Raw genomic sequence first — 17,404 nt, forward strand, 5'->3', positions numbered from 1 at the left:
CTTTGACCGGCCGGATCTGTCCGGACCCCGTCAAGCTTGTCCTTGTCGCCCCGACGCCTCCGGAATTACCCCGTACGGGTGAAATGCCGGATGCCTGTTCAGCGACGTCGGCGCGCCGCCTCGTACAGCACGATCCCCGCCGCCACACCGGCGTTGAGCGACTCGGTGCCGCCCGGCATGGGGATCCGCACCCGGTGGTCGCACGTCTCGCCGACCAGCCGGCCCAGTCCCTTGCCCTCGCTCCCGACGACGATGGCGACGGGCCCGCCCAGGGCCTCCAGCTCGCCGAGTTCGACCTCACCGTCGGCGGCGAGGCCGACGACCACGATGCCGGCCTTCTTGTACGCCTCCAGCGCGCGCGTCAGGTTGGTGGCGCGGGCGACGGGCGTACGGGCGGCAGCACCGGCGGACGTCTTCCAGGCACCGGCGGTCATGCCGGCGGCCCGCCGCTCGGGGACGACGACGCCGTGCCCGCCGAAGGCCGAGACGGACCGGACGACCGCGCCGAGGTTGCGCGGGTCGGTCACACCGTCGAGCGCGACGATCAGCGGGTCCACGCCCTCGTCGGCGGCGGCGCGGGCGAGGTCCTCGGGGTGGGCGTACTCGTACGGCGGGACCTGGAGCACGAGGCCCTGGTGGTTCAGCCCGTTCGTCATCCGGTCGAGCTCGGGGCGCGGCGCCTCCATGAGGTTGATGCCCCCGCGCTCGGCGGCGAGTTGCAGGGCCTCGCGCACCCGCTCGTCGCTGTCGATGAACTGCTGCACATACAGCGTGGAGGCCGGCACGCCCTCGCGCAGCGCCTCGACGACGGAGTTGCGCCCGACGACCAGCTCCGAGGTGCCCTTGGCGCGCGGGCCCTTGGTGCGGCTCTGGGCGCGGCGCGACTTGGCCTGCGCGGCGCGCTGCTTGGCGTGTCCCTTGCGCGCCTCGGCGGGCGGCGTCGGCCCCTTGCCTTCCAGGCCCCGGCGCCGCTTGCCGCCACTGCCGACCTGCGCGCCCTTCTTGCCGGACATGCGGCGGTTGTTCGCGGCCATGAGCTACCCGTCTCCGTGAAGTGGTTCGTACGTACGTCTGCGTACGTCTGTTACGTCTCTGCAGTGTGCCGCCCGGAGGCCCGGGCGGCACAGTCGATCAGCCGTGGGCCTTGTCTCAGCGGGGGCCGAGGCTCCAGCGCGGCCCCTGCGGGCTGTCCTCGATGACCAGGCCGGACTGCCCCAGCTGGTCGCGGATGGCGTCCGCGGTGGGCCAGTCCTTGCGGGCCCGGGCGGCCTCGCGCTGGTCGAGGACCATGCGCACCAGCGTGTCGACCACGCCGTGCAGGTCCTCGCCGCGGTCGCCCTCCCCGGCCCAGTGGGGGTCGAGCGGGTCGAGGCCGAGGACGCCGAGCATCGCGCGGACCTCGGCGAGCCGGGCCACGGCGGCTTCCTTGTCGTCGGCGGCCAGCGCGCTGTTGCCCTGCCGGACGGTGGTGTGCACCACGGCGAGCGCCTGGGGCACGCCCAGGTCGTCGTCCATGGCCTCGGCGAAGGCGAGCGGCACCTCGGCGGAGGGCTCGACGACGCCGGCCTTCTCCACCACGCGCTGCACGAAGCCCTCGATCCGCGCGAACGCCGACTCGGCCTCGCGCAGCGCCTCCTCGCTGTACTCGATCATCGAGCGGTAGTGCGGGGTGCCGAGGTAGTAGCGCAGCACGATGGGCCGCCAGCGCTTGACCATCTCGCTGACCAGGACCGAGTTGCCGAGCGACTTGGACATCTTCTCGCCGCTCATGGTGACCCAGGCGTTGTGCACCCAGTACCGCGCGAATTCGTCGCCGTAGGCCTTGGCCTGGGCGATCTCGTTCTCGTGGTGCGGGAAGACCAGGTCGAGGCCGCCGCCGTGGATGTCGAAGGCGGTGCCGAGGTACTTGTGCGCCATCGCCGAGCACTCCAGGTGCCAGCCCGGGCGGCCGCGGCCCCACGGCGTCTCCCAGCTGGGCTCGCCCGGTTTCGCCGCCTTCCACATGGCGAAGTCACGCGGGTCGCGCTTGCCGGTCTCACCGGCGCCGGACGGCTGCTGGAGGTTGTCCAGCTCCTGGTTGGACAGCTCCAGGTAGCCCGGGAAGGAGCGCACGTCGAAGTAGACGTTGCCGTCGGCCTCGTAGGCATGCCCGCGCTCGATGAGGCCGCGCATCATCTCGACCATCTCGGTGATGTGGCCGGTGGCACGCGGCTCGTAGGTCGGCGGGAGGCAGCCGAGGGCGTGGTAGCCGTCGTTGAACGCGCGCTCGTTCTCGTAGCCGATGGACCACCAGGGGCGGTTCTGGTCGGCCGACTTGGCGATGATCTTGTCGTCGATGTCGGTGACGTTCCGCACGAACGTGACGTCGTAGCCGCGGTACTCGAACCAGCGGCGCATGATGTCGAAGTTCAGGCCGGAGCGGATGTGGCCGATGTGCGGGGCGGCCTGCACGGTGGCACCACACAGGTAGATCGAGACGCAACCCGGCTGGAGCGGGGTGAAGTCACGGATCTGCCGGGCGCTGGTGTCGTACAGGCGAATAGTCACGGTACCTAGGGTAGTGGGCGGTGGGGGGTGAGTGGGGCCGTCCCTGTTGTTGTCGCGTGCGGGTTGTGGGGGGCTTGTCGCGCCCACGCGGCGGAGCCGCACATCAGACACAGCCCCGCGCCCCTCATGGCCGGACCAGTCATCCCCGCTTCACGACCAGGGCCGTTGCCACCGCCATGAGGCCCTCGTCCCGTCCGGGGAAGCCGAGGCCGTCCGTGGTCGCGCCCGAGACCGATACCGGTGCCCCGGCCGCCTCCGACAGGATCTTCTGCGCTTCGTCCCGCCGCTTGCCGATCTTCGGCCTCGGGCCTACGACCTGCACCGCGATGTTGCCGATGCGGAAGCCCGCCTCGCGGACGATGCGGGCCGCCTCCGTCAGGAGGGCGACTCCCGAGGCGCCGGACCACTCGGGCCGGCCCGTGCCGAAGTGCCGGCCGAGGTCGCCGAGGCCCGCCGCGGAGAAGAGGGCGTTGCAGGCGGCGTGGGCGACGACGTCGGCGTCGGAGTGGCCCGCGAGGCCCGGGCCCTGGTCCTCCCACTTCAGGCCGGCGCACCACAGCTCGCGGCCCTCCTCGAAGGCGTGGATGTCGGTGCCGATGCCAACCTGGGGCAGCAGTGGCTCGTCAGAAGCCATCGTTGAGCCTCCTGCGGGCCAGGACCGCCTCCGCGAGGACGAGGTCCAGGGGGCGGGTGACCTTGAAGGCCTCCTCGTGCCCGGGCACGGCCACGACCGTGAGGCCGAGCTGCTCGACCATGCCGGCGTCGTCGGTGACCTCGCCGGTCACCGTCTCGTGCGCCCGGACCAGCGTGGCCCGGTCGAAGCCCTGCGGGGTCTGCACAGCGCGCAGCAGCGCGCGCTCCGGCGTGGCGACGACCGGCTCCGGCTCGCCGGGGGCCCGGGCGGGCTCGACCTGCTTGACGGTGTCGGCGAGCGGCAGCGCCGGGACCACGGCCGGGGCGCCGTCCCGTACGGCCTCGATCACGGCGTCGACGGTGTCCACCGGTACCAGCGGGCGGGCCGCGTCGTGCACCAGGACGATGTCATGGCCGGACGGCAGCGCCTCCAGGCCGAGCTTCACGGACTCCTGGCGGGTCTGCCCACCCGGGACGACGAGGAAGTCCGTCCGCTCGGGCAGCGCGTACGCGTCGAGCAGCGACCTGACCTCGGCGGCACCGTCGGGCGGGGCCACGACGACGACCAGGGAGACGGCGCGGGAGGCGGCCAGCGCGCGGACCGCGTGGATGAGCATGGGGGTGCCGCTCAGGGCGCGGAGCGCCTTGGGGGCGCCCGGGCCGAGCCGTACACCGCGGCCGGCGGCCGGGATCACGGCCGCCGTACGGGCTGCCGCGGGGGCGGCCGGCGGCGCAGGGCGTGATTCGTCAGACATCGGTTCCTGTCAGGTTTGTGTGCTGGCCTGGCGTGGGTATGGCCTGGAGGAGTGCCGGGCGCGACGCGCTCGACCGGACCCTTCCGTGACGCTGGTCGAGCCGGCTGCCCGGGCCCGGCACGCCAAATCAACCGGGTCGTGAGTGATAACACATCCCGGGGTGGCGGTGCACCGGCATCCGAGTACGAACATGCCGCAGCGCCCGGCGACAGGAAAATCGTCATCGGGCACCGCGGCATTTCGATGTGCAGCGTTGATCAGCAGAGTGCTGAGCGACGGGCTTCGCCTCAGGAGGCGAGTACCTCGTCGAGCAGGGCCTCGGCCTTGTCCTCGTTGGTGTTCTCCGCGAGGGCGAGTTCGCTCACCAGAATCTGGCGGGCCTTGGCGAGCATGCGCTTCTCGCCTGCGGAGAGTCCGCGCTCGCGCTCACGACGCCACAGGTCACGCACCACTTCCGCGACCTTGATGACATCGCCGGAGGCGAGCTTCTCCAGGTTTGCCTTGTATCGACGGGACCAGTTCGTGGGCTCCTCGGCGTACGGCGCGCGCAGCACCTCGAAGACCCGGTCCAGCCCGTCCTGACCGACCACATCACGCACGCCGACGAACTCCGCATTGTCCGCTGGCACACGTACCGTCAGGTCGCCCTGGGCGACCTTCAGCACCAAGTAGGTCTTGTCCACGCCTTTGATCTGGCGAGTTTCGATAGCCTCGATCAGCGCGGCCCCGTGATGGGGATAGACCACGGTGTCGCCAACCTTGAACGTCATGTGACAGGTACCCCTTCCGTGGCTATCCAGGGTAACACGGAAACTGCGGGTTCTGAATGGCGTTTTCGCAGGTCAGGGCATATCTCGGGGCTTGACAAGTCCGACAGGAACGTGCTTCGACCAGGGGATGGAAGAAGGTATTCGCAGGTGAGGGCGGCTGTCCGGGGTGAGCGAAACGCGTACGTTACACGTATCCGAAGCCCCCTCCAGACGGCCGAACATCCCGATATGTCCCGTTCCGTATGATCGACTTCCGCTACTCCGTTCGGCGGCCCGAGCGGGGTTCCGGTCGAATCCGGAATTGATCACGAGTCCTCCGGGCGGGCCGTCGGTGATCAATTCCGAGGTGGTCCGCGCATTCCTTCACGGAAATCTCGCGGTACCGCGCGGGACTCTTATGTGAATGCCGGACGAGCACTCCGGCAATGTGACCCAGGAGTCACATGTGATGCGGGAGTCAGTTGTGACGCAGGTGCGATCAGAGGTCCCGGGGGGTCGGGTGCGGCCGTGCGGGAACGGCTCGGTAACCTGAGGCCTGCTGACACACACTTAGGGCGGCTCTATCGGCCGCTCTGCTCGAGTCAAGGAGTTGCCGCCGCCGTGAGCAGCAGCCTTCGACGCGGCGCCCTCGCCGCTGCCGCCGTCGCGTTCTCGATCGCCTCGCTCGCCGCGTGCGGCGCCGGAAACAACGCCCAGACACTGGAGATCAAGCCGGACAACGCTGCGACCAGCGTCGGCGACATCAAGATCCAGAACGCCGTGGTGATCACCCAGCCGGACCTCGAGTCGACGGGCCCGGCCGCGATCTCCGCGACCTTCTTCAACTCCGGCAAGACCGCCGAGACGCTGGAGTCCATCACCATCCCCGGCACCGGCAAGACCGCCGAGCTCAAGCCCGCCAAGGGCGGCAGCCTCAGCATCCCGGCCGGCGGCTCACTGATCGTGGGCGGCAAGGGCAACGCCACGGCCAGCCTGCCGAGCAGCCGCGAGGCCGTCCAGGACGGCAACGCCCAGAAGGTCACCTTCACCTTCAGCAAGACCGGTGACGTGAGCCTGCGCGCGTTCGTCGTCCCCGCCGAGCACTACTTCACCGAGTGGGGCCCGAGCGAGGTCCCGGCCGCGCCGGGCGCGTCGGGCACCCCGTCCGGTTCGCCGTCGGGTTCGCCGGCCGGTTCTCCGGCCGAGGGCGAGTCGGGTGCGCCGGAGAGCCCCGCCGGCGGTGAGACCCCGGGTGGTCACGAGTCGCCGGCCACGCCGACCGACGCGGCTTCGGCGAGCGCGACGGGCGGCGCGGGCGCCGGGCACTGAGCGGCCGTAGACGCCGTAAGAGACGTAGAAGGGGCGGGACCTCCTGGAGGTCCCGCCCCTTCTGTTTCCGCCTGTTTCCGTCGCCGGCGTGCGGCTCACGGGTCCGGCTTCGCGGCCTACGGCTCGAACTTGTAGCCCAGGCCGCGGACCGTCACCAGGTAGCGCGGGGCGCCCGGGTCCGGCTCGATCTTGGCGCGCAGGCGCTTGACGTGCACGTCGAGGGTCTTGGTGTCACCGACGTAGTCGGCGCCCCAGACCCGGTCGATGAGCTGCATGCGGGTCAGGACGCGCCCGGCGTTGCGCAGCAGCATCTCCAGCAGGTCGAACTCCTTGAGCGGCAGGTCGATCTTGGTGCCGCCGACGGTGACCACGTGCCGGTCGACGTCCATGCGGACCGGACCGGCCTCCAGGGCCGCCGGGGTGACCTCCTCGGGCTCGCCGCGGCGGCGCAGCACGGCACGGATGCGCGCGACCAGTTCGCGCGAGGAGAACGGCTTGGTGACATAGTCGTCGGCTCCTATCTCCAGGCCGACAACCTTGTCGATCTCGCTGTCCTTGGCGGTCACCATGATGACGGGGACGTTGGAGCGGCCGCGCAGCTGGCGGCACACCTCGGTGCCCGGCAGGCCGGGCAGCATCAGGTCGAGGAGGACGAGGTCGGCGCCGTTGCGCTCGAACTCGTCGAGTCCGTCGGGGCCCGTGGTCGCGACCGCGACCTCGAAGCCCTCCTTGCGGAGCATGTACGACAGGGCGTCGGAGAAGGACTCCTCGTCCTCGACGACGAGCACTCGGGTCACGGAAGGACCTCCGGGGCAGGAAGCGTTTCGTACGCGGTTGATTCGGGGGATGTGGGGGTGGACCGCCCGGCCTCCTCGTCGAGGCCCGCGCCTCCTGCGCGTTCATCTCGGGCGGGCTGCTGATGTGCGCGGTCGCGGGCCGCACCGGCCTCCGGCAGCCGCAGGGTGAAGGTGGAGCCCTGGTTCTCGGCGCTCCACACGGAGACCTCCCCGCCGTGCGAGGCGGCCACGTGCTTCACGATCGCCAGCCCCAGTCCCGTACCGCCGGTGGCACGGGAGCGAGCGGGGTCGACGCGGTAGAAGCGCTCGAAGATGCGCTCCTTGTCCTTGTCGGAGATGCCGATGCCCTGGTCGGTGACGGCGATCTCGATGTGCTCCCCGCCGGACGCGTTCACCCTGCGGGCGGCTATGCCGACGCGGGTACGGGCGGGCGAGTAGTTGACCGCGTTCTCGACGAGGTTGCCGAGCGCGGCGGCGAGCTGGCCGCGGTTTCCCCATACGCGCAGGTCGGCGGTGCCGTCCGCCCGTCGCCCGCCGCCACCCTGATCGGGCCCTTCGGGCGCCCACACATTCGAGGCCATATTGATCTGTTTGGTGCCGGCCTGGTGCCGGCAGCGGTCGATGGCCTCGGCGACGAGTTCGTCGACGCGGACCGGCTCGGCGTCCTCCAGCGGGTCGTCGTTCTGCACCCGCGACAGGTCGATGAGCTCCTGCACCAGGCTGGTCAGCCGGGTGGCCTCGATCTGCATGCGTCCGGCGAACCGCTCCACGGCCTCGGGGTCGTCGGAGGCGTCCATGACGGCCTCGGAGAGCAGGGAGAGGGCACCGACCGGCGTCTTCAGCTCGTGGCTCACGTTGGCGACGAAGTCGCGCCGGACCGCCTCGATCCGGCGGGCCTCGGTGAGGTCCTCGACGAGCAGCAGCACCAGCCGGGAGCCGAGCGGCGCGACCCGCGCGGAGACGGCCAGGGCCTCTCCGCGTCCGGTACCGCGCCGCGGCAGGTCCAGCTCCACCTGGCGTATCTCCCCGTCGCGCCTGGTGTCCCGGGCCATCTGCAGCATCGGCTCGACGGCGAGCTTGCCGCCGCGGACCAGCCCGAGGGCGTACGCCGCCGAGCTCGCCTTGACCACCGTGTCCGCCTCGTCAAGCACGACGGCGGAGGACCTGAGGACCGACAGGACGGTGTCCACGCCCGGCGGAAGCACCGGGTCCGTGTGCAGGGAGGTACGCGTGGGGCGCTTCTGCTCGCGCTCGCTCCACCGGAACGCCAGCACGGCGATGACACCGGTGAGCACTCCGGCGATCGCTGCCACTGCGGCGACCGCCGCGTTCACGTCCATGCACCCAGGTTAGGCATGGCTCGGGCGCGGGCCACAGCCGTCGGACTGCGACCTCGAACACTCGTCGCCCAGAGTTCACCTTGGAGCCAGTATTGGTTCATTTGGGATGACGGAAACGGACGCGTACAGGCCGGAACGTGGGAGCGTGGGGTTCGGACCGTTGGTAATACGACGGTCGTATCGCCGGTTGTTCGGTGGGTCCCGGCCTGTTCGCCGGGCCCCGGCCCTTGAACCCCCGACACAGACGCACGAGAGGGAAGCCTGATGCGGGACGCGTACCACGAGGAACTGGACTCGATCAGCGACAGTCTGGTGGAAATGGCCCGGCTGGTCGGATCGGCGATCGGGCGCGCCACCACCGCCATGCTCGACTCCGACCTGAAGCTGGCCGAGAACGTCATCGAGGCCGACCAGAAGGTCGACGAGCTGCAGCACGACCTGGAGGCCCGGGCCATAGCCCTGCTGGCACGGCAGCAGCCGGTGGCGACGGACCTGCGCATCGTCGTCACGTCGCTGCGCATGTCGGCCGACCTGGAGCGCTCGGGCGACCTCGCCCAGCACGTGGCGAAGCTGGCGCGCCTGCGCTACCCGGACCGCGCGGTCCCGAGCGACCTGCACGCCACCATCCTGGAGATGGGCCAGCTCGCCCAGCGCCTGATGGCCAAGGCCGCCGAGGTGATCATCACCAAGGACGTCGACCTGGCGCTCCAGCTGGAGCAGGACGACGACGAGATGGACCTGCTGCACCGCACCCTCTTCCAGCACCTGATGGACGACCGCTGGAAGCACGGCATCGAGACGGCCGTGGACGTCACGCTGCTGGGCCGTTACTACGAGCGGTTCGCCGACCACGCGGTCTCGGTCGCCAAGCGCGTGGTGTACCTGGTGACGGGCGAGCACGCCGACGACCTCCAGACGGACGTGCAGCCGGAGATCCAGGCGGTGGCCACGGAGGCGGAGAGCGCCTGAGCGGGAGTGTGGTCAGGGGTTCGGCATCGGCTGAAGCCTGGCCGGGGGCGGGTGAGGATCGGCCGGGGCGCGCGCAAGCCTCAGTGCGCCGTTGATGCGCCCAGCGGAACGGGCGTCCAATGGGACAGGCACCAGCCTCGAGGAGGAACCCATGGCCGATTCCCCCAGCACCACGCCCGACCCCACGCAGGAGCGCGAGACCGAGCAGCCCGCCGAGATCAGGAAACTGACCCTGATCGCCGCGTGCGGCTGCGGCTCGGGCTGCGGCTGCGGGTGCCAGTCGGGCAGCCCCTGCCAGTGCGGCTGAATTCCGTAGGGCCCCGGAGGTTCGCCTCCGGGGCCCTACGGCGTTGAGGTCGCCCGCGTGCGCGTACGGGCGGAGCATGGAACCGGAGGGTTCACGGGAGGGTTCGTACGGAAGGAGGCGCGGGCCATGGCCAAGTTCATGGATGTCCACCACAGCATGAAGGGCATCACGGAAGAGCAACTGCGTGAGGCCCACAACGCGGACCTCGCCATAGAGGGCGAGGAGCGCGTCCACTTCGAGAAGGCCTGGGCGGACCCGGAGTCGGGCCACGTCTACTGCCTCTCCGAGGCGCCCTCGGCCGAAGCCATCCAGCGCGTTCACGAGCGCGCCGGGCACAAGGCCGACGAGATCCATCCGGTGCCGCTGTCGATTCAGTGAGGTGAGGTGAGCGGCCGGCGGCAGAAACTCGCGCCGTAGCCGCACACCACCGGGAACATCCCGGGTCTGGATCAGGTCCCGGAGGCGGACCCCTCCGGGACGTGCCCCAGGGCCTGCGCGGAAGGCTCCCTCTGCTCCTCCTCCGTCGTCTCTTGCGGCAGCCGCCGCATCAGCACCTGGTACCCCAGCCCGGCCACCGTCCCGACGACCGCGCACAGCCCCCACATCCACTCCGCCCCGACCCGGTCGATGACGAAGCCGGACAGCAGCGGGGCGACGAGGGCGGCGACGGACCAGGACATCGTGTACATGCCCTGGTAGCGGCCGCGGCCGTGCAGCGGGGACAGCCGGACGACCAGGCCGGTCTGTGTCGGGGCGTTGACGATCTCGGCCAGCGTCCACACGCACACCGTGAGGGCGATGGCACCGACCGACCCGGCGAAGACGGTGAGCGCGAAGCCGTACCCCGCGAGGAGCGAGGAGAGGACCAGCAGCCGGCGGGGGTCGCGGTGCTCGATGAACCGCGTGACGGGAATCTGCAGGACGACGATCAGTACGCCGTTGACGGCGATCGCCGCGCCGTACTCGACTGGCGTGAACCCGGCCTCCCCCATCGCCACCGGCAGTCCCACCGACCCCTGCTGGAAGATCAGCGCGACGAGGAAGGACAGCCCGACGACGCTCATGAAGCGCCCGTCGCGCAGCACGGTGCCGAGGCTGACGGAGTCGTCCCGGGCACCGTTCTTGGCACTCACGGCCGTCTCGGCGGCGGGCTTGGACTCCGGCAGCCGCAGGAAGACGAGGATCGCGCAGGCCATCGTCATACCGGCCTCGACCAGGAACCCGGCGCGGTAGCTGACCTCGGCGATGAACCCCGCGGCCATGGTGGACACGGCGAAGCCGAGGTTGATGGCCCAGTAGTTCAAGGAGAAGGCGCGGATACGGTCCTCGGGCCGCACGATGTCCGCCATCATCGCCTGCACGGCCGGCCGGGAGGCGTTGCTCGCCATGCCGACGAGGAAGGAGACACCGGCGATCGCGACCGGGTCGCGCACGAACCCGAGGAGCGCGACGGACACGGCGGTCGAGGCCTGGGCGATGAGCAGCGTCGGCCGCCGGCCCAGCCGGTCGGTCATCACCCCGCCGCCCAGCGAGGAGATCACTCCGCCGAGCCCGTGCAGGGCGGCGACCAGCCCGGCGTACGTGGCGGAGTAGCCGCGGTCGAGCGTCAGGTACAGCGCCATGAAGGTGGCGACGAAGGCGCCGAGCCGGTTGACGAGGGTGCTGGTCCACAGCCACCAGAACTCACGGGGCAGCCCCGAGACGGTCTCCTGGACAGCACGTCTGGCGCGGACGGCGTACGGCATGGACTCCCCCGGGATGTAAGTGGCGCGTACTGCAGGCACAAATTACAAATGAGGGTGGAGGGCAAGCCACTCAATTAACAGGTCCGGTCAAACGTCCGCCTGCCGGGCAGCCACGCGAACGGGCGAATGCGTGGATTACGCTCTGGGGCATGGCCGACGCACCGTACAAGCTGATCCTCCTCCGCCACGGCGAGAGCGAGTGGAACGAGAAGAACCTGTTCACCGGCTGGGTGGACGTCAACCTCACCGCGAAGGGCGAGAAGGAGGCGACGCGCGGCGGCGAGCTGCTGAAGGACGCCGGCCTGCTCCCCGACGTCGTGCACACGTCCCTCCAGAAGCGCGCCATCCGCACGGCGCAGCTCTCCCTGGAGTCCGCCGACCGCCTCTGGATCCCGGTCCACCGCAGCTGGCGCCTGAACGAGCGCCACTACGGTGCCCTGCAGGGCAAGGACAAGGCGCAGACCCTCGCCGAGTTCGGCGAGGAGCAGTTCATGCTGTGGCGCCGGTCCTACGACACCCCGCCCCCGGCGCTGGACGTCGACGCCGAGTACTCCCAGTTCTCCGACCCGCGCTACGCGACCCTCCCGCCGGAGCTGCGCCCGCAGACGGAGTGCCTCAAGGACGTCGTCAACCGCATGCTCCCGTACTGGTTCGACGCGATCGTCCCGGACCTGCTGACGGGCAAGACGGTCCTGGTCGCGGCCCACGGAAACTCGCTGCGCGCCCTGGTCAAGCACCTGGACGGCATCTCCGACGAGAACATCGCGGGCCTCAACATCCCGACGGGCATCCCGCTGTCGTACGAGCTCGACTCGGACTTCAAGCCGGTGAAGCCGGGGGGGACGTACCTGGACCCTGAGGCGGCTGCGGCTGCCATTGAGGCGGTCAAGAACCAGGGGAAGAAGAAGTAAGCAGATTCGTAAAGGGCCCCCTACCTGCGGCTTTACCGTCAGGAGGGGGCCTCTTTCATGCCCGTGGGCCGTCTCTGGGCCGTCGCGCTAGATGCGACGGACCCTCACGTGGACTGACGCGAGGAAGGCCGGCGGGATGACAGCGAGCAGCTCAGCGCCGACCCAGACGGCCAGTGTCGCGCCTGCGAGGCTGATGATGCCAAGATGTGCCTCACGCGGGGTGAGGTCGATACGCAGACCAGGACGTGGCACCATGGCGCTCTCCGTTGGCTTCATGAGCCCTCTTTCAGAGTGAGTGGAATTGACACCGACGGGGTAAGGGGTCACCCATGCCAGTGGGTGACCCCTCTTTGTTCCCCCGGCGATGTGGTGGACTTTAGCGGCCTATTGCGTAGATCGACAAACGTGCAGATGAGGGCTGCAATGAGTCGCACTGATCTCCTATTGCCAGTTGTGGAACCGCTTGGAGAGGACTCCTTCGAGAAAGTCTGAGGCGTCGGGTAGGGGGCTCACTTTTGGGTCAAGGTTGTCGCGGGTGAACTGGCCTGTCCAGCCATCAGTGACTGGACGACTGCCCTGTCTACCTGCGTAAAGGACCAGCGCCGAGGCGGAACGAACCTCTAACGAGATGGTCAGGTTCGATCTGAGCAGAGGGTTCACTAGGCTCGATTGGCCAACTCGGTTTGGCCAACCCCGTTTCGCCAAACCGGTTTGGGTAAACCGCTTCAACCAAATCGGTCGGGACAACTCTGCTTATCCCGCCCGGATTGCCTACTCAGTGTGCAATCCCGCTTTGCAAAGCCAAGGTGCATCTCAGGTACGAAGACCAGCTCGAATGCGGACCTCGAAGCTGGCCGTTGGAAGGCTAGGGCCTTCGCGTCATGAAGATCGCACTCACTGCCTTGCGGGTGCGCTCTTGACTGGACGGCATCAGGTGCGCGTACACGCGGAGCGTCAGGCCCGGGTCCGAGTGGCCCAGATACTCGGCGAGGGCCTTGATGTTCTCCCCCGCGTCCAGGAGCACCGAGGCGTAGAAGTGGCGTAGGGCGTGCATGCCGTTCTCGCGGGACTCGGCGTAGGACTCGCCCGGCTTTCGCTCAGGGATCACTCCGGCCGAGGCAAGCGCCCGCTTCCACACTTCCTCGTTGAGCGACGTCCGCCAGACATGACCGCCACGCGGGCCGGTGAAGATCAGCCGCTTGGTCACCGGAGGCCCGTCCGCCACCTTCCACGGCAAGGTGATCTCCACCGGCGGAAACCGCTTCATGTGGTCCCGGAGGGCATCAGCGACGGGACCAGGCAGCGGCACGTCCCGTAACTTGCCACCCTTGGGTGGGGCGAACACAGGCTTGCTGCGACTCAGCTTGAGCTGCTGGACCACGTGGAGCGTGCCCGCCGCAAAGTCGATCGCGTCGACGGCGATGCCGAGGATCTCCCCTTGGCGGAGACCGCAACCGCCGCCGAGGTCGACCATGGCTTGGTACCGCTCGGGCATACCGGCCCGAACGGCGAAGACCCGTTCCACTGTCCAAGGGACGATGCGCTTGCTGTCCACAGTCGGCGGCCGGACCGAGCGAGCAGCACACGGGTTCCGGGGAAGGTGCCCATCGTCCACGGCCGCGCTCAGAGCTGCCCGCACATTGGAGTAGATCGTCCGAGCGTACGAGCCACGGACGCCGTTCTCCTGGAGCTGCCTCACCCAGTCCCGGATGTGAGCGGGCTGGAAGGAGCCGAGAGGACGCGACCCCAGGTACGGGAAGGCATGCAAGCGAAGCTGCGACTCCATCGACGCCTGGGTGTTTGGATCCGACGCGTGAGTCACCCAGCTCTCGGCGTACTGCTGGAACGTGATCCGTGCCGCGCGCGGGTCGATGTACTGCCCCCGCGCCATGTCGGCCTCAGTCTGCGACAGCCACTGCTCGGCCAGCCGCTTCTGCCGGTCGGGAAAGCTCTTTGACTTCTCCGTGCCGTCCGGGCCAACGTAACGGGCGCGGTAGCGCATGCCCGCGCCGTAGCGCTCGGTTTTGGTCTTTCGGGTCTTGCCGTCCGGGCCGACCTCGGTCTTGTACCAGCGGTCTTGGATGTGTCCGGCCATCAGGCAGCAGCCCCCTTGAGCTGGGAGTCCACCCAGGCGCGTACGTCCTCCGGGTCGAAGCGGAGATGCCGGCCAACCCGGAAGCCGCGCGGACCCGTGCGCTTGCGGCGCCACTGGTAGACCGTCTCGACGCTGGGCAGGTCGAACATCTCCACCAGGTCGTAAGGAGTCATGTACCGCGTAGGCAGGGCACGTGGCTCGGCGGCCACACGCACCGAGGCGTGGCGCTCAGCCATCGGTCGGTTGTCCTTCCGTTCCGGGGGCGGGCTCCAGGGACGCGGCGAGCCAGGCTTCACCCGCGCTGAGGCCTGTTCCGGCAAAGACCCAGTGGGCCAGGACGAGCGTGGTTTCGCCGTCCTGCGAGGCGGTGACCGGAGCCGCTTGGGCACGGCGCCATTCGGCGCGGGCGTCGCGGAGGGCGCCGAGGGTGGTGGAGTAGCGGCGCGACTTGGTGGAGAAGTGGCCGCGGAAGCCAAGCATGTGAGCCCAAGCCCGCAGTCGGAGCTCCGCCAGGTCGGGGCGTGCGCCGAGGGTCCAGGCGGTGCGGATCATGCGGCGCGCGTGGTCGGTGAGCCGGGCCTGTGCCAGCTCGGCGAGGAAGCGAAGCGGCCGGTCCAGGGTGCCGGTCGCGGTCTCGGCGCCCTTGGTGGCGTACTTGGCGATGTACGCGGCTACGGCGCGCTCGGTCAGTTCCTGGCCGCCGTCGAAGTCGGCGGAGCGGATCGCGCGGACGTCGAGCTGGCGGCCGAAGGTGAAGGTGTGGGCCCGGCCGTCGACTTCCGGTCCGTTGACGCGTGCTGCCGTGGTGGCGGCGCGGATAGCGTCGGTGAGCAGCTCGGCGGTGGCCCAGGCTGGAGGATCCGTGTCGCCGCCTTCCGGGCCGTCGAGGCGGATGACCGCGTGGAAGTGGACGGCGCCGCGCTTCTGGTACTCGGCGACCTTGGCGAAGGAGAGGCGCGCGTGGTCGCGGAAGGCGCGTTGGGTGAGGCCGCCGCGCTTGGCGACCTCACGGCGGAGGTAGATGGAGAACCGGCGCCAGAGGGCCCCTGCGTGGGCGTTCCAGAGCACGGCCGCTTCGTAGTCGTACTTCTCGGGGTCGAGTGGTGTGCCCAGGGCGGAGTCCGTCTCGGTGTGGCGGATGCCGCAGCGGCAGTTCCGGCCGCTGGAGGGGCGGTTGTGGACCGGGCCGAAGCTCGGGGCGGTGAAGGTGGCGAAGACGCGGGGGTGGGTGGCGACCTGTTCGGAGGTGCCTTTGCCGCCACGCAGTCCGGCGGTGATCAGGTGGTAGGTGTCGCGGCGGTAGGTCTCGGCGCAGGCCGCGCAACGGGTGGCGCGGCGGTTGTTGCAGCGGACGAGGAGTTGTCCGGCGGGGAGGGCGGTCGAGTCCAGGTGGTGCAGGACGCGGCCGATCTCGCCGGTTGTCGCGTTGAGTTCGTGTTCGGTGCGGTGGCCGTCGAGGCGCACGGGGTGGGTGCAGCCGCCGAGGCCGGAGAGTTGGCGGGCCAGCTCGGGCATGGTGCCGCAGGAGGCCAACATGGAGAGTTCCGCCAGCGGGGGCGGAGTCTGCCGGGTGATGATGGGCGTTCCTTTCAGCCGTCTTGACGGTTGGGAGTGACGGCCCCGGGGCGGCGGGATGCTTGGCGGCGTTTGCCGCCCCGGCGGCCGGTCAGCGCCTGTTGGCGCCAGTGACGAGGGAGCGCAGGACGACGGCGGCGATAGCCACGGAGATGGCCGAGACGGCGACCGCCGCCAGGAGCGCGGTGAGTACGACGCCCACGACGACCACGGCGGCGACCGCGCCTACGCCGACTCCCACGAACGGAGCGACCGGGCGGCCGGCGGAAGGAGCCGGAGCGTGAGTCGTGGTGATGCTCTGGACATGCGGGGTGTCGGGCAGCTTGGGACGGAGCATGGCGGGACTCCTTGTCAGTCGAGGTGTCATTCGTGAGTGCCGTTGACGATGTCGACCCCGGAGCGGGTGCCGGACTCGATGGCGGGGGCGAGGAAGGTGTGGGAGAGCCAGAAGCCGAACAGCGCGATCACGACGGCGACCCAGACGCGGATGCCAAGGAACTTGATCGCGGCCCAGGCGACGACGCCCAGGACGAAGACGAGCGGCAGTGAGACGGTCACGGGATCTCCTCGGCGGTCAGCGGACGGAGCAGCGGTGGGTGCGGGCGGCCAGCTCGGCGGCGGCGCGGCTGTCGTAGTCCGTGGAGAAGCCGCAGCGCGGCGCCGTGCAGGCGGCGGTGTGCTTCTCGCGGCCACGGCCGTCGTAGTAGGTGGCGACCTGTACGGGGCCGACGCGGACGACGTTGCGGAAGCGGCGGTTGGCGGGCATCAGGGGTTCTCCTCTGCGGTTTCGCCGGTGAAGTCGGTGACGTGGTCGGCCAGCCAGCGCAAGATCTCGTCGCCCTCGTAGCTGTCGGCGGCGAGGATCACCGGCTCTGCGATCAGCACGGCTTCGGTGAGTCGGTTCTGGCGGGTCAGCTCGGCGGCGCGCTTCAGCGCGCGGAGCGTGGACGGACGCAAGGGGGAAAGTCCTCCGGGTCAGGTGAGTTGGGTGGCGATGGCTTCGGCGAGCGGCATCGGGACCCCGAGCCGGGCGCGAAGTGTCGGGGTGTCGATGTCAGTTCCGGTCTGGGCGCGGTGTTCGTCGGCGACCTTGCGGGCCAGGGCGACGAGCGCGGGTGGTGCCGGAGACGGTGACGGCGGAGCCGACTTCGGCTCGGCGGCAGGCAGTTCGGTCGCTGGTGTGGGATTGGGTTCGGGTGCTGTGCCCGTCGAGGGCGGTTCGGGTGCCGTCGCCGGAGCCTCGATCGGCTTCGGCGATCCGTGGGCGAGGAGCGTCCCGCCGAGGAAGGCCACCGCAGGCCAGCCCGCGACGAGAATGCGCAGCCAGGCCGGAACGTCGTCCAGGTCGAGCAGTCCGGCGGTGGCGACATTGGCCCCGAGGGACGCGATCAGTGCGACGAGGAACCAGCACCACCCGGCCGCTTTCGCCTCACCGGAGCGGAGCCGCCGCCAGGCCGCCACCAAGAGCAGGTCGACGGACACCGGGTAGGCCCACGCCTTCCAGCCGTCCTGTCCGGCAGCCGAGGCCAGGTCATGCAGGTGGGCGAAGGACAGCGCGGCGGCGATCAGTGCTTGAACGAGCACGGCGTCAACGCGGGCGGGCAGAGTGCGCACGGCGCGACTCCTTCCGGTTCCAGGCATGGATGGGGTAG

21 protein-coding genes are annotated in these 17,404 nt (G+C 69.9%); 5 read left to right on the forward strand and 16 right to left on the reverse strand.

Annotated elements, in window-relative coordinates:
• Positions 1-98: 98 nt before the first annotated feature.
• The 5 genes from rlmB to ACZ58V_RS34085 form a co-directional block, all read right to left on the reverse strand.
• Positions 99-1,034, reverse strand: a complete 936-nt coding sequence (rlmB, locus tag ACZ58V_RS34065; RefSeq protein ID WP_328340357.1) for a 23S rRNA (guanosine(2251)-2'-O)-methyltransferase RlmB — start codon at positions 1,032-1,034, stop codon at positions 99-101.
• A 115-nt stretch (positions 1,035-1,149) separates the two neighbouring features.
• On the reverse strand, positions 1,150-2,547 hold the full coding sequence (gene cysS, locus ACZ58V_RS34070; protein ID WP_468193928.1) for a cysteine--tRNA ligase: 1,398 nt from the start codon (positions 2,545-2,547) through the stop codon (positions 1,150-1,152).
• Positions 2,548-2,686: 139 nt separating this feature from the next.
• On the reverse strand, positions 2,687-3,181 hold the full coding sequence (gene ispF, locus ACZ58V_RS34075) for a 2-C-methyl-D-erythritol 2,4-cyclodiphosphate synthase (RefSeq protein WP_468193926.1): 495 nt from the start codon (positions 3,179-3,181) through the stop codon (positions 2,687-2,689).
• Positions 3,171-3,935 (reverse strand): 2-C-methyl-D-erythritol 4-phosphate cytidylyltransferase, encoded by a 765-nt coding sequence (gene ispD / locus ACZ58V_RS34080; protein ID WP_468193922.1) that lies wholly within the window; start codon positions 3,933-3,935, stop codon positions 3,171-3,173. The genes ispF and ispD overlap by 11 nt, the downstream gene beginning before the upstream one ends.
• Before the next feature lie 287 nt (positions 3,936-4,222).
• Complete coding sequence (locus tag ACZ58V_RS34085) at positions 4,223-4,705, reverse strand: CarD family transcriptional regulator (RefSeq protein WP_003953493.1); 483 nt, start codon at positions 4,703-4,705, stop codon at positions 4,223-4,225.
• A gap of 600 nt (positions 4,706-5,305) precedes the next feature.
• Here ACZ58V_RS34085 and ACZ58V_RS34090 point away from each other — a divergent pair.
• A complete protein-coding gene (locus ACZ58V_RS34090; protein ID WP_468193919.1) occupies positions 5,306-6,013 on the forward strand; it encodes a copper chaperone PCu(A)C domain-containing protein in 708 nt (235 codons plus the stop codon).
• A gap of 116 nt (positions 6,014-6,129) precedes the next feature.
• Here the strand turns inward: ACZ58V_RS34090 and phoP are convergent, their stop codons facing one another.
• Complete coding sequence (gene phoP, locus ACZ58V_RS34095) at positions 6,130-6,810, reverse strand: two-component system response regulator PhoP (RefSeq protein WP_030243122.1); 681 nt, start codon at positions 6,808-6,810, stop codon at positions 6,130-6,132.
• The gene (gene phoR, locus ACZ58V_RS34100) at positions 6,807-8,150 is read right to left on the reverse strand and encodes a two-component system sensor histidine kinase PhoR (protein WP_471294946.1); all 1,344 of its coding nucleotides are present in this window, start codon (positions 8,148-8,150) and stop codon (positions 6,807-6,809) included. The genes phoP and phoR overlap by 4 nt, the downstream gene beginning before the upstream one ends.
• A 264-nt stretch (positions 8,151-8,414) precedes the next feature.
• Between phoR and phoU the strand changes: the two genes are divergently transcribed.
• From phoU to ACZ58V_RS34115, 3 genes are all read left to right on the forward strand, one after another.
• Positions 8,415-9,119 (forward strand): phosphate signaling complex protein PhoU, encoded by a 705-nt coding sequence (phoU, locus tag ACZ58V_RS34105; RefSeq protein WP_468193913.1) that lies wholly within the window; start codon positions 8,415-8,417, stop codon positions 9,117-9,119.
• A gap of 151 nt (positions 9,120-9,270) precedes the next feature.
• On the forward strand, positions 9,271-9,426 hold the full coding sequence (locus tag ACZ58V_RS34110; RefSeq protein WP_215120614.1) for a hypothetical protein: 156 nt from the start codon (positions 9,271-9,273) through the stop codon (positions 9,424-9,426).
• A 126-nt stretch (positions 9,427-9,552) separates the two neighbouring features.
• Positions 9,553-9,804: an SCO4226 family nickel-binding protein gene (locus ACZ58V_RS34115; protein ID WP_382590722.1), complete on the forward strand. Its 252-nt coding sequence runs from the start codon at positions 9,553-9,555 to the stop codon at positions 9,802-9,804.
• Positions 9,805-9,875: 71 nt separating this feature from the next.
• On the opposite strand, the gene ACZ58V_RS34120 is transcribed toward ACZ58V_RS34115, so the two are convergent.
• A complete protein-coding gene (locus ACZ58V_RS34120) occupies positions 9,876-11,171 on the reverse strand; it encodes an MDR family MFS transporter (protein ID WP_471294948.1) in 1,296 nt (431 codons plus the stop codon).
• Positions 11,172-11,320: 149 nt separating this feature from the next.
• Between ACZ58V_RS34120 and ACZ58V_RS34125 the strand changes: the two genes are divergently transcribed.
• Positions 11,321-12,082 (forward strand): phosphoglyceromutase, encoded by a 762-nt coding sequence (locus ACZ58V_RS34125; protein WP_189729420.1) that lies wholly within the window; start codon positions 11,321-11,323, stop codon positions 12,080-12,082.
• An 865-nt stretch (positions 12,083-12,947) separates the two neighbouring features.
• Here the strand turns inward: ACZ58V_RS34125 and ACZ58V_RS34130 are convergent.
• The 8 genes from ACZ58V_RS34130 to ACZ58V_RS34165 form a co-directional block, all read right to left on the reverse strand.
• Complete coding sequence (locus ACZ58V_RS34130; RefSeq protein ID WP_471294951.1) at positions 12,948-14,177, reverse strand: tyrosine-type recombinase/integrase; 1,230 nt, start codon at positions 14,175-14,177, stop codon at positions 12,948-12,950.
• Positions 14,177-14,413, reverse strand: a complete 237-nt coding sequence (locus ACZ58V_RS34135; protein WP_471294953.1) for a helix-turn-helix transcriptional regulator — start codon at positions 14,411-14,413, stop codon at positions 14,177-14,179. Before ACZ58V_RS34135 ends, ACZ58V_RS34130 begins: the two co-directional genes overlap by 1 nt.
• On the reverse strand, positions 14,406-15,713 hold the full coding sequence (locus tag ACZ58V_RS34140; protein WP_471294956.1) for a replication initiator: 1,308 nt from the start codon (positions 15,711-15,713) through the stop codon (positions 14,406-14,408). Before ACZ58V_RS34140 ends, ACZ58V_RS34135 begins: the two co-directional genes overlap by 8 nt.
• Before the next feature lie 130 nt (positions 15,714-15,843).
• Positions 15,844-16,089, reverse strand: coding sequence for a SpdD protein (locus ACZ58V_RS34145; RefSeq protein WP_471294957.1), 246 nt, complete (start codon positions 16,087-16,089; stop codon positions 15,844-15,846).
• Positions 16,090-16,115: 26 nt separating this feature from the next.
• A complete protein-coding gene (locus ACZ58V_RS34150; RefSeq protein ID WP_471294960.1) occupies positions 16,116-16,310 on the reverse strand; it encodes a hypothetical protein in 195 nt (64 codons plus the stop codon).
• Positions 16,311-16,326: 16 nt separating this feature from the next.
• The gene (locus ACZ58V_RS34155) at positions 16,327-16,518 is read right to left on the reverse strand and encodes a mobile element transfer protein (RefSeq protein ID WP_471294962.1); all 192 of its coding nucleotides are present in this window, start codon (positions 16,516-16,518) and stop codon (positions 16,327-16,329) included.
• A complete protein-coding gene (locus ACZ58V_RS34160) occupies positions 16,518-16,709 on the reverse strand; it encodes an RING finger protein (RefSeq protein ID WP_471294963.1) in 192 nt (63 codons plus the stop codon). Before ACZ58V_RS34160 ends, ACZ58V_RS34155 begins: the two co-directional genes overlap by 1 nt.
• An 18-nt stretch (positions 16,710-16,727) precedes the next feature.
• Positions 16,728-17,366 (reverse strand): DUF2637 domain-containing protein, encoded by a 639-nt coding sequence (locus ACZ58V_RS34165; protein WP_471294965.1) that lies wholly within the window; start codon positions 17,364-17,366, stop codon positions 16,728-16,730.
• Positions 17,367-17,404 lie beyond the last annotated feature (38 nt).

The organism is Streptomyces sp. NPDC040589, from assembly GCF_055594445.1.

Bases quoted from the DNA above. Each gene is read 5' to 3' on its own strand.
- ACZ58V_RS34110 (WP_215120614.1), top strand. From the start codon at position 9,271: ATGGCCGATTCCCCCAGCACCACGCCCGACCCCACGCAGGAGCGCGAG.
- ACZ58V_RS34145 (WP_471294957.1), bottom strand. From the start codon at position 16,089: ATGCTCCGTCCCAAGCTGCCCGACACCCCGCATGTCCAGAGCATCACC.
- ACZ58V_RS34120 (WP_471294948.1), bottom strand. From the start codon at position 11,171: ATGCCGTACGCCGTCCGCGCCAGACGTGCTGTCCAGGAGACCGTCTCG.
- ACZ58V_RS34155 (WP_471294962.1), bottom strand. From the start codon at position 16,518: ATGCCCGCCAACCGCCGCTTCCGCAACGTCGTCCGCGTCGGCCCCGTA.
- ACZ58V_RS34130 (WP_471294951.1), bottom strand. From the start codon at position 14,177: ATGGCCGGACACATCCAAGACCGCTGGTACAAGACCGAGGTCGGCCCG.
- phoR (WP_471294946.1), bottom strand. From the start codon at position 8,150: ATGGACGTGAACGCGGCGGTCGCCGCAGTGGCAGCGATCGCCGGAGTG.
- ACZ58V_RS34125 (WP_189729420.1), top strand. From the start codon at position 11,321: ATGGCCGACGCACCGTACAAGCTGATCCTCCTCCGCCACGGCGAGAGC.
- ACZ58V_RS34135 (WP_471294953.1), bottom strand. From the start codon at position 14,413: ATGGCTGAGCGCCACGCCTCGGTGCGTGTGGCCGCCGAGCCACGTGCC.
- rlmB (WP_328340357.1), bottom strand. From the start codon at position 1,034: ATGGCCGCGAACAACCGCCGCATGTCCGGCAAGAAGGGCGCGCAGGTC.
- ispD (WP_468193922.1), bottom strand. From the start codon at position 3,935: ATGTCTGACGAATCACGCCCTGCGCCGCCGGCCGCCCCCGCGGCAGCC.
- ACZ58V_RS34140 (WP_471294956.1), bottom strand. From the start codon at position 15,713: ATGTTGGCCTCCTGCGGCACCATGCCCGAGCTGGCCCGCCAACTCTCC.
- ACZ58V_RS34085 (WP_003953493.1), bottom strand. From the start codon at position 4,705: ATGACGTTCAAGGTTGGCGACACCGTGGTCTATCCCCATCACGGGGCC.
- ispF (WP_468193926.1), bottom strand. From the start codon at position 3,181: ATGGCTTCTGACGAGCCACTGCTGCCCCAGGTTGGCATCGGCACCGAC.
- phoU (WP_468193913.1), top strand. From the start codon at position 8,415: ATGCGGGACGCGTACCACGAGGAACTGGACTCGATCAGCGACAGTCTG.
- ACZ58V_RS34115 (WP_382590722.1), top strand. From the start codon at position 9,553: ATGGCCAAGTTCATGGATGTCCACCACAGCATGAAGGGCATCACGGAA.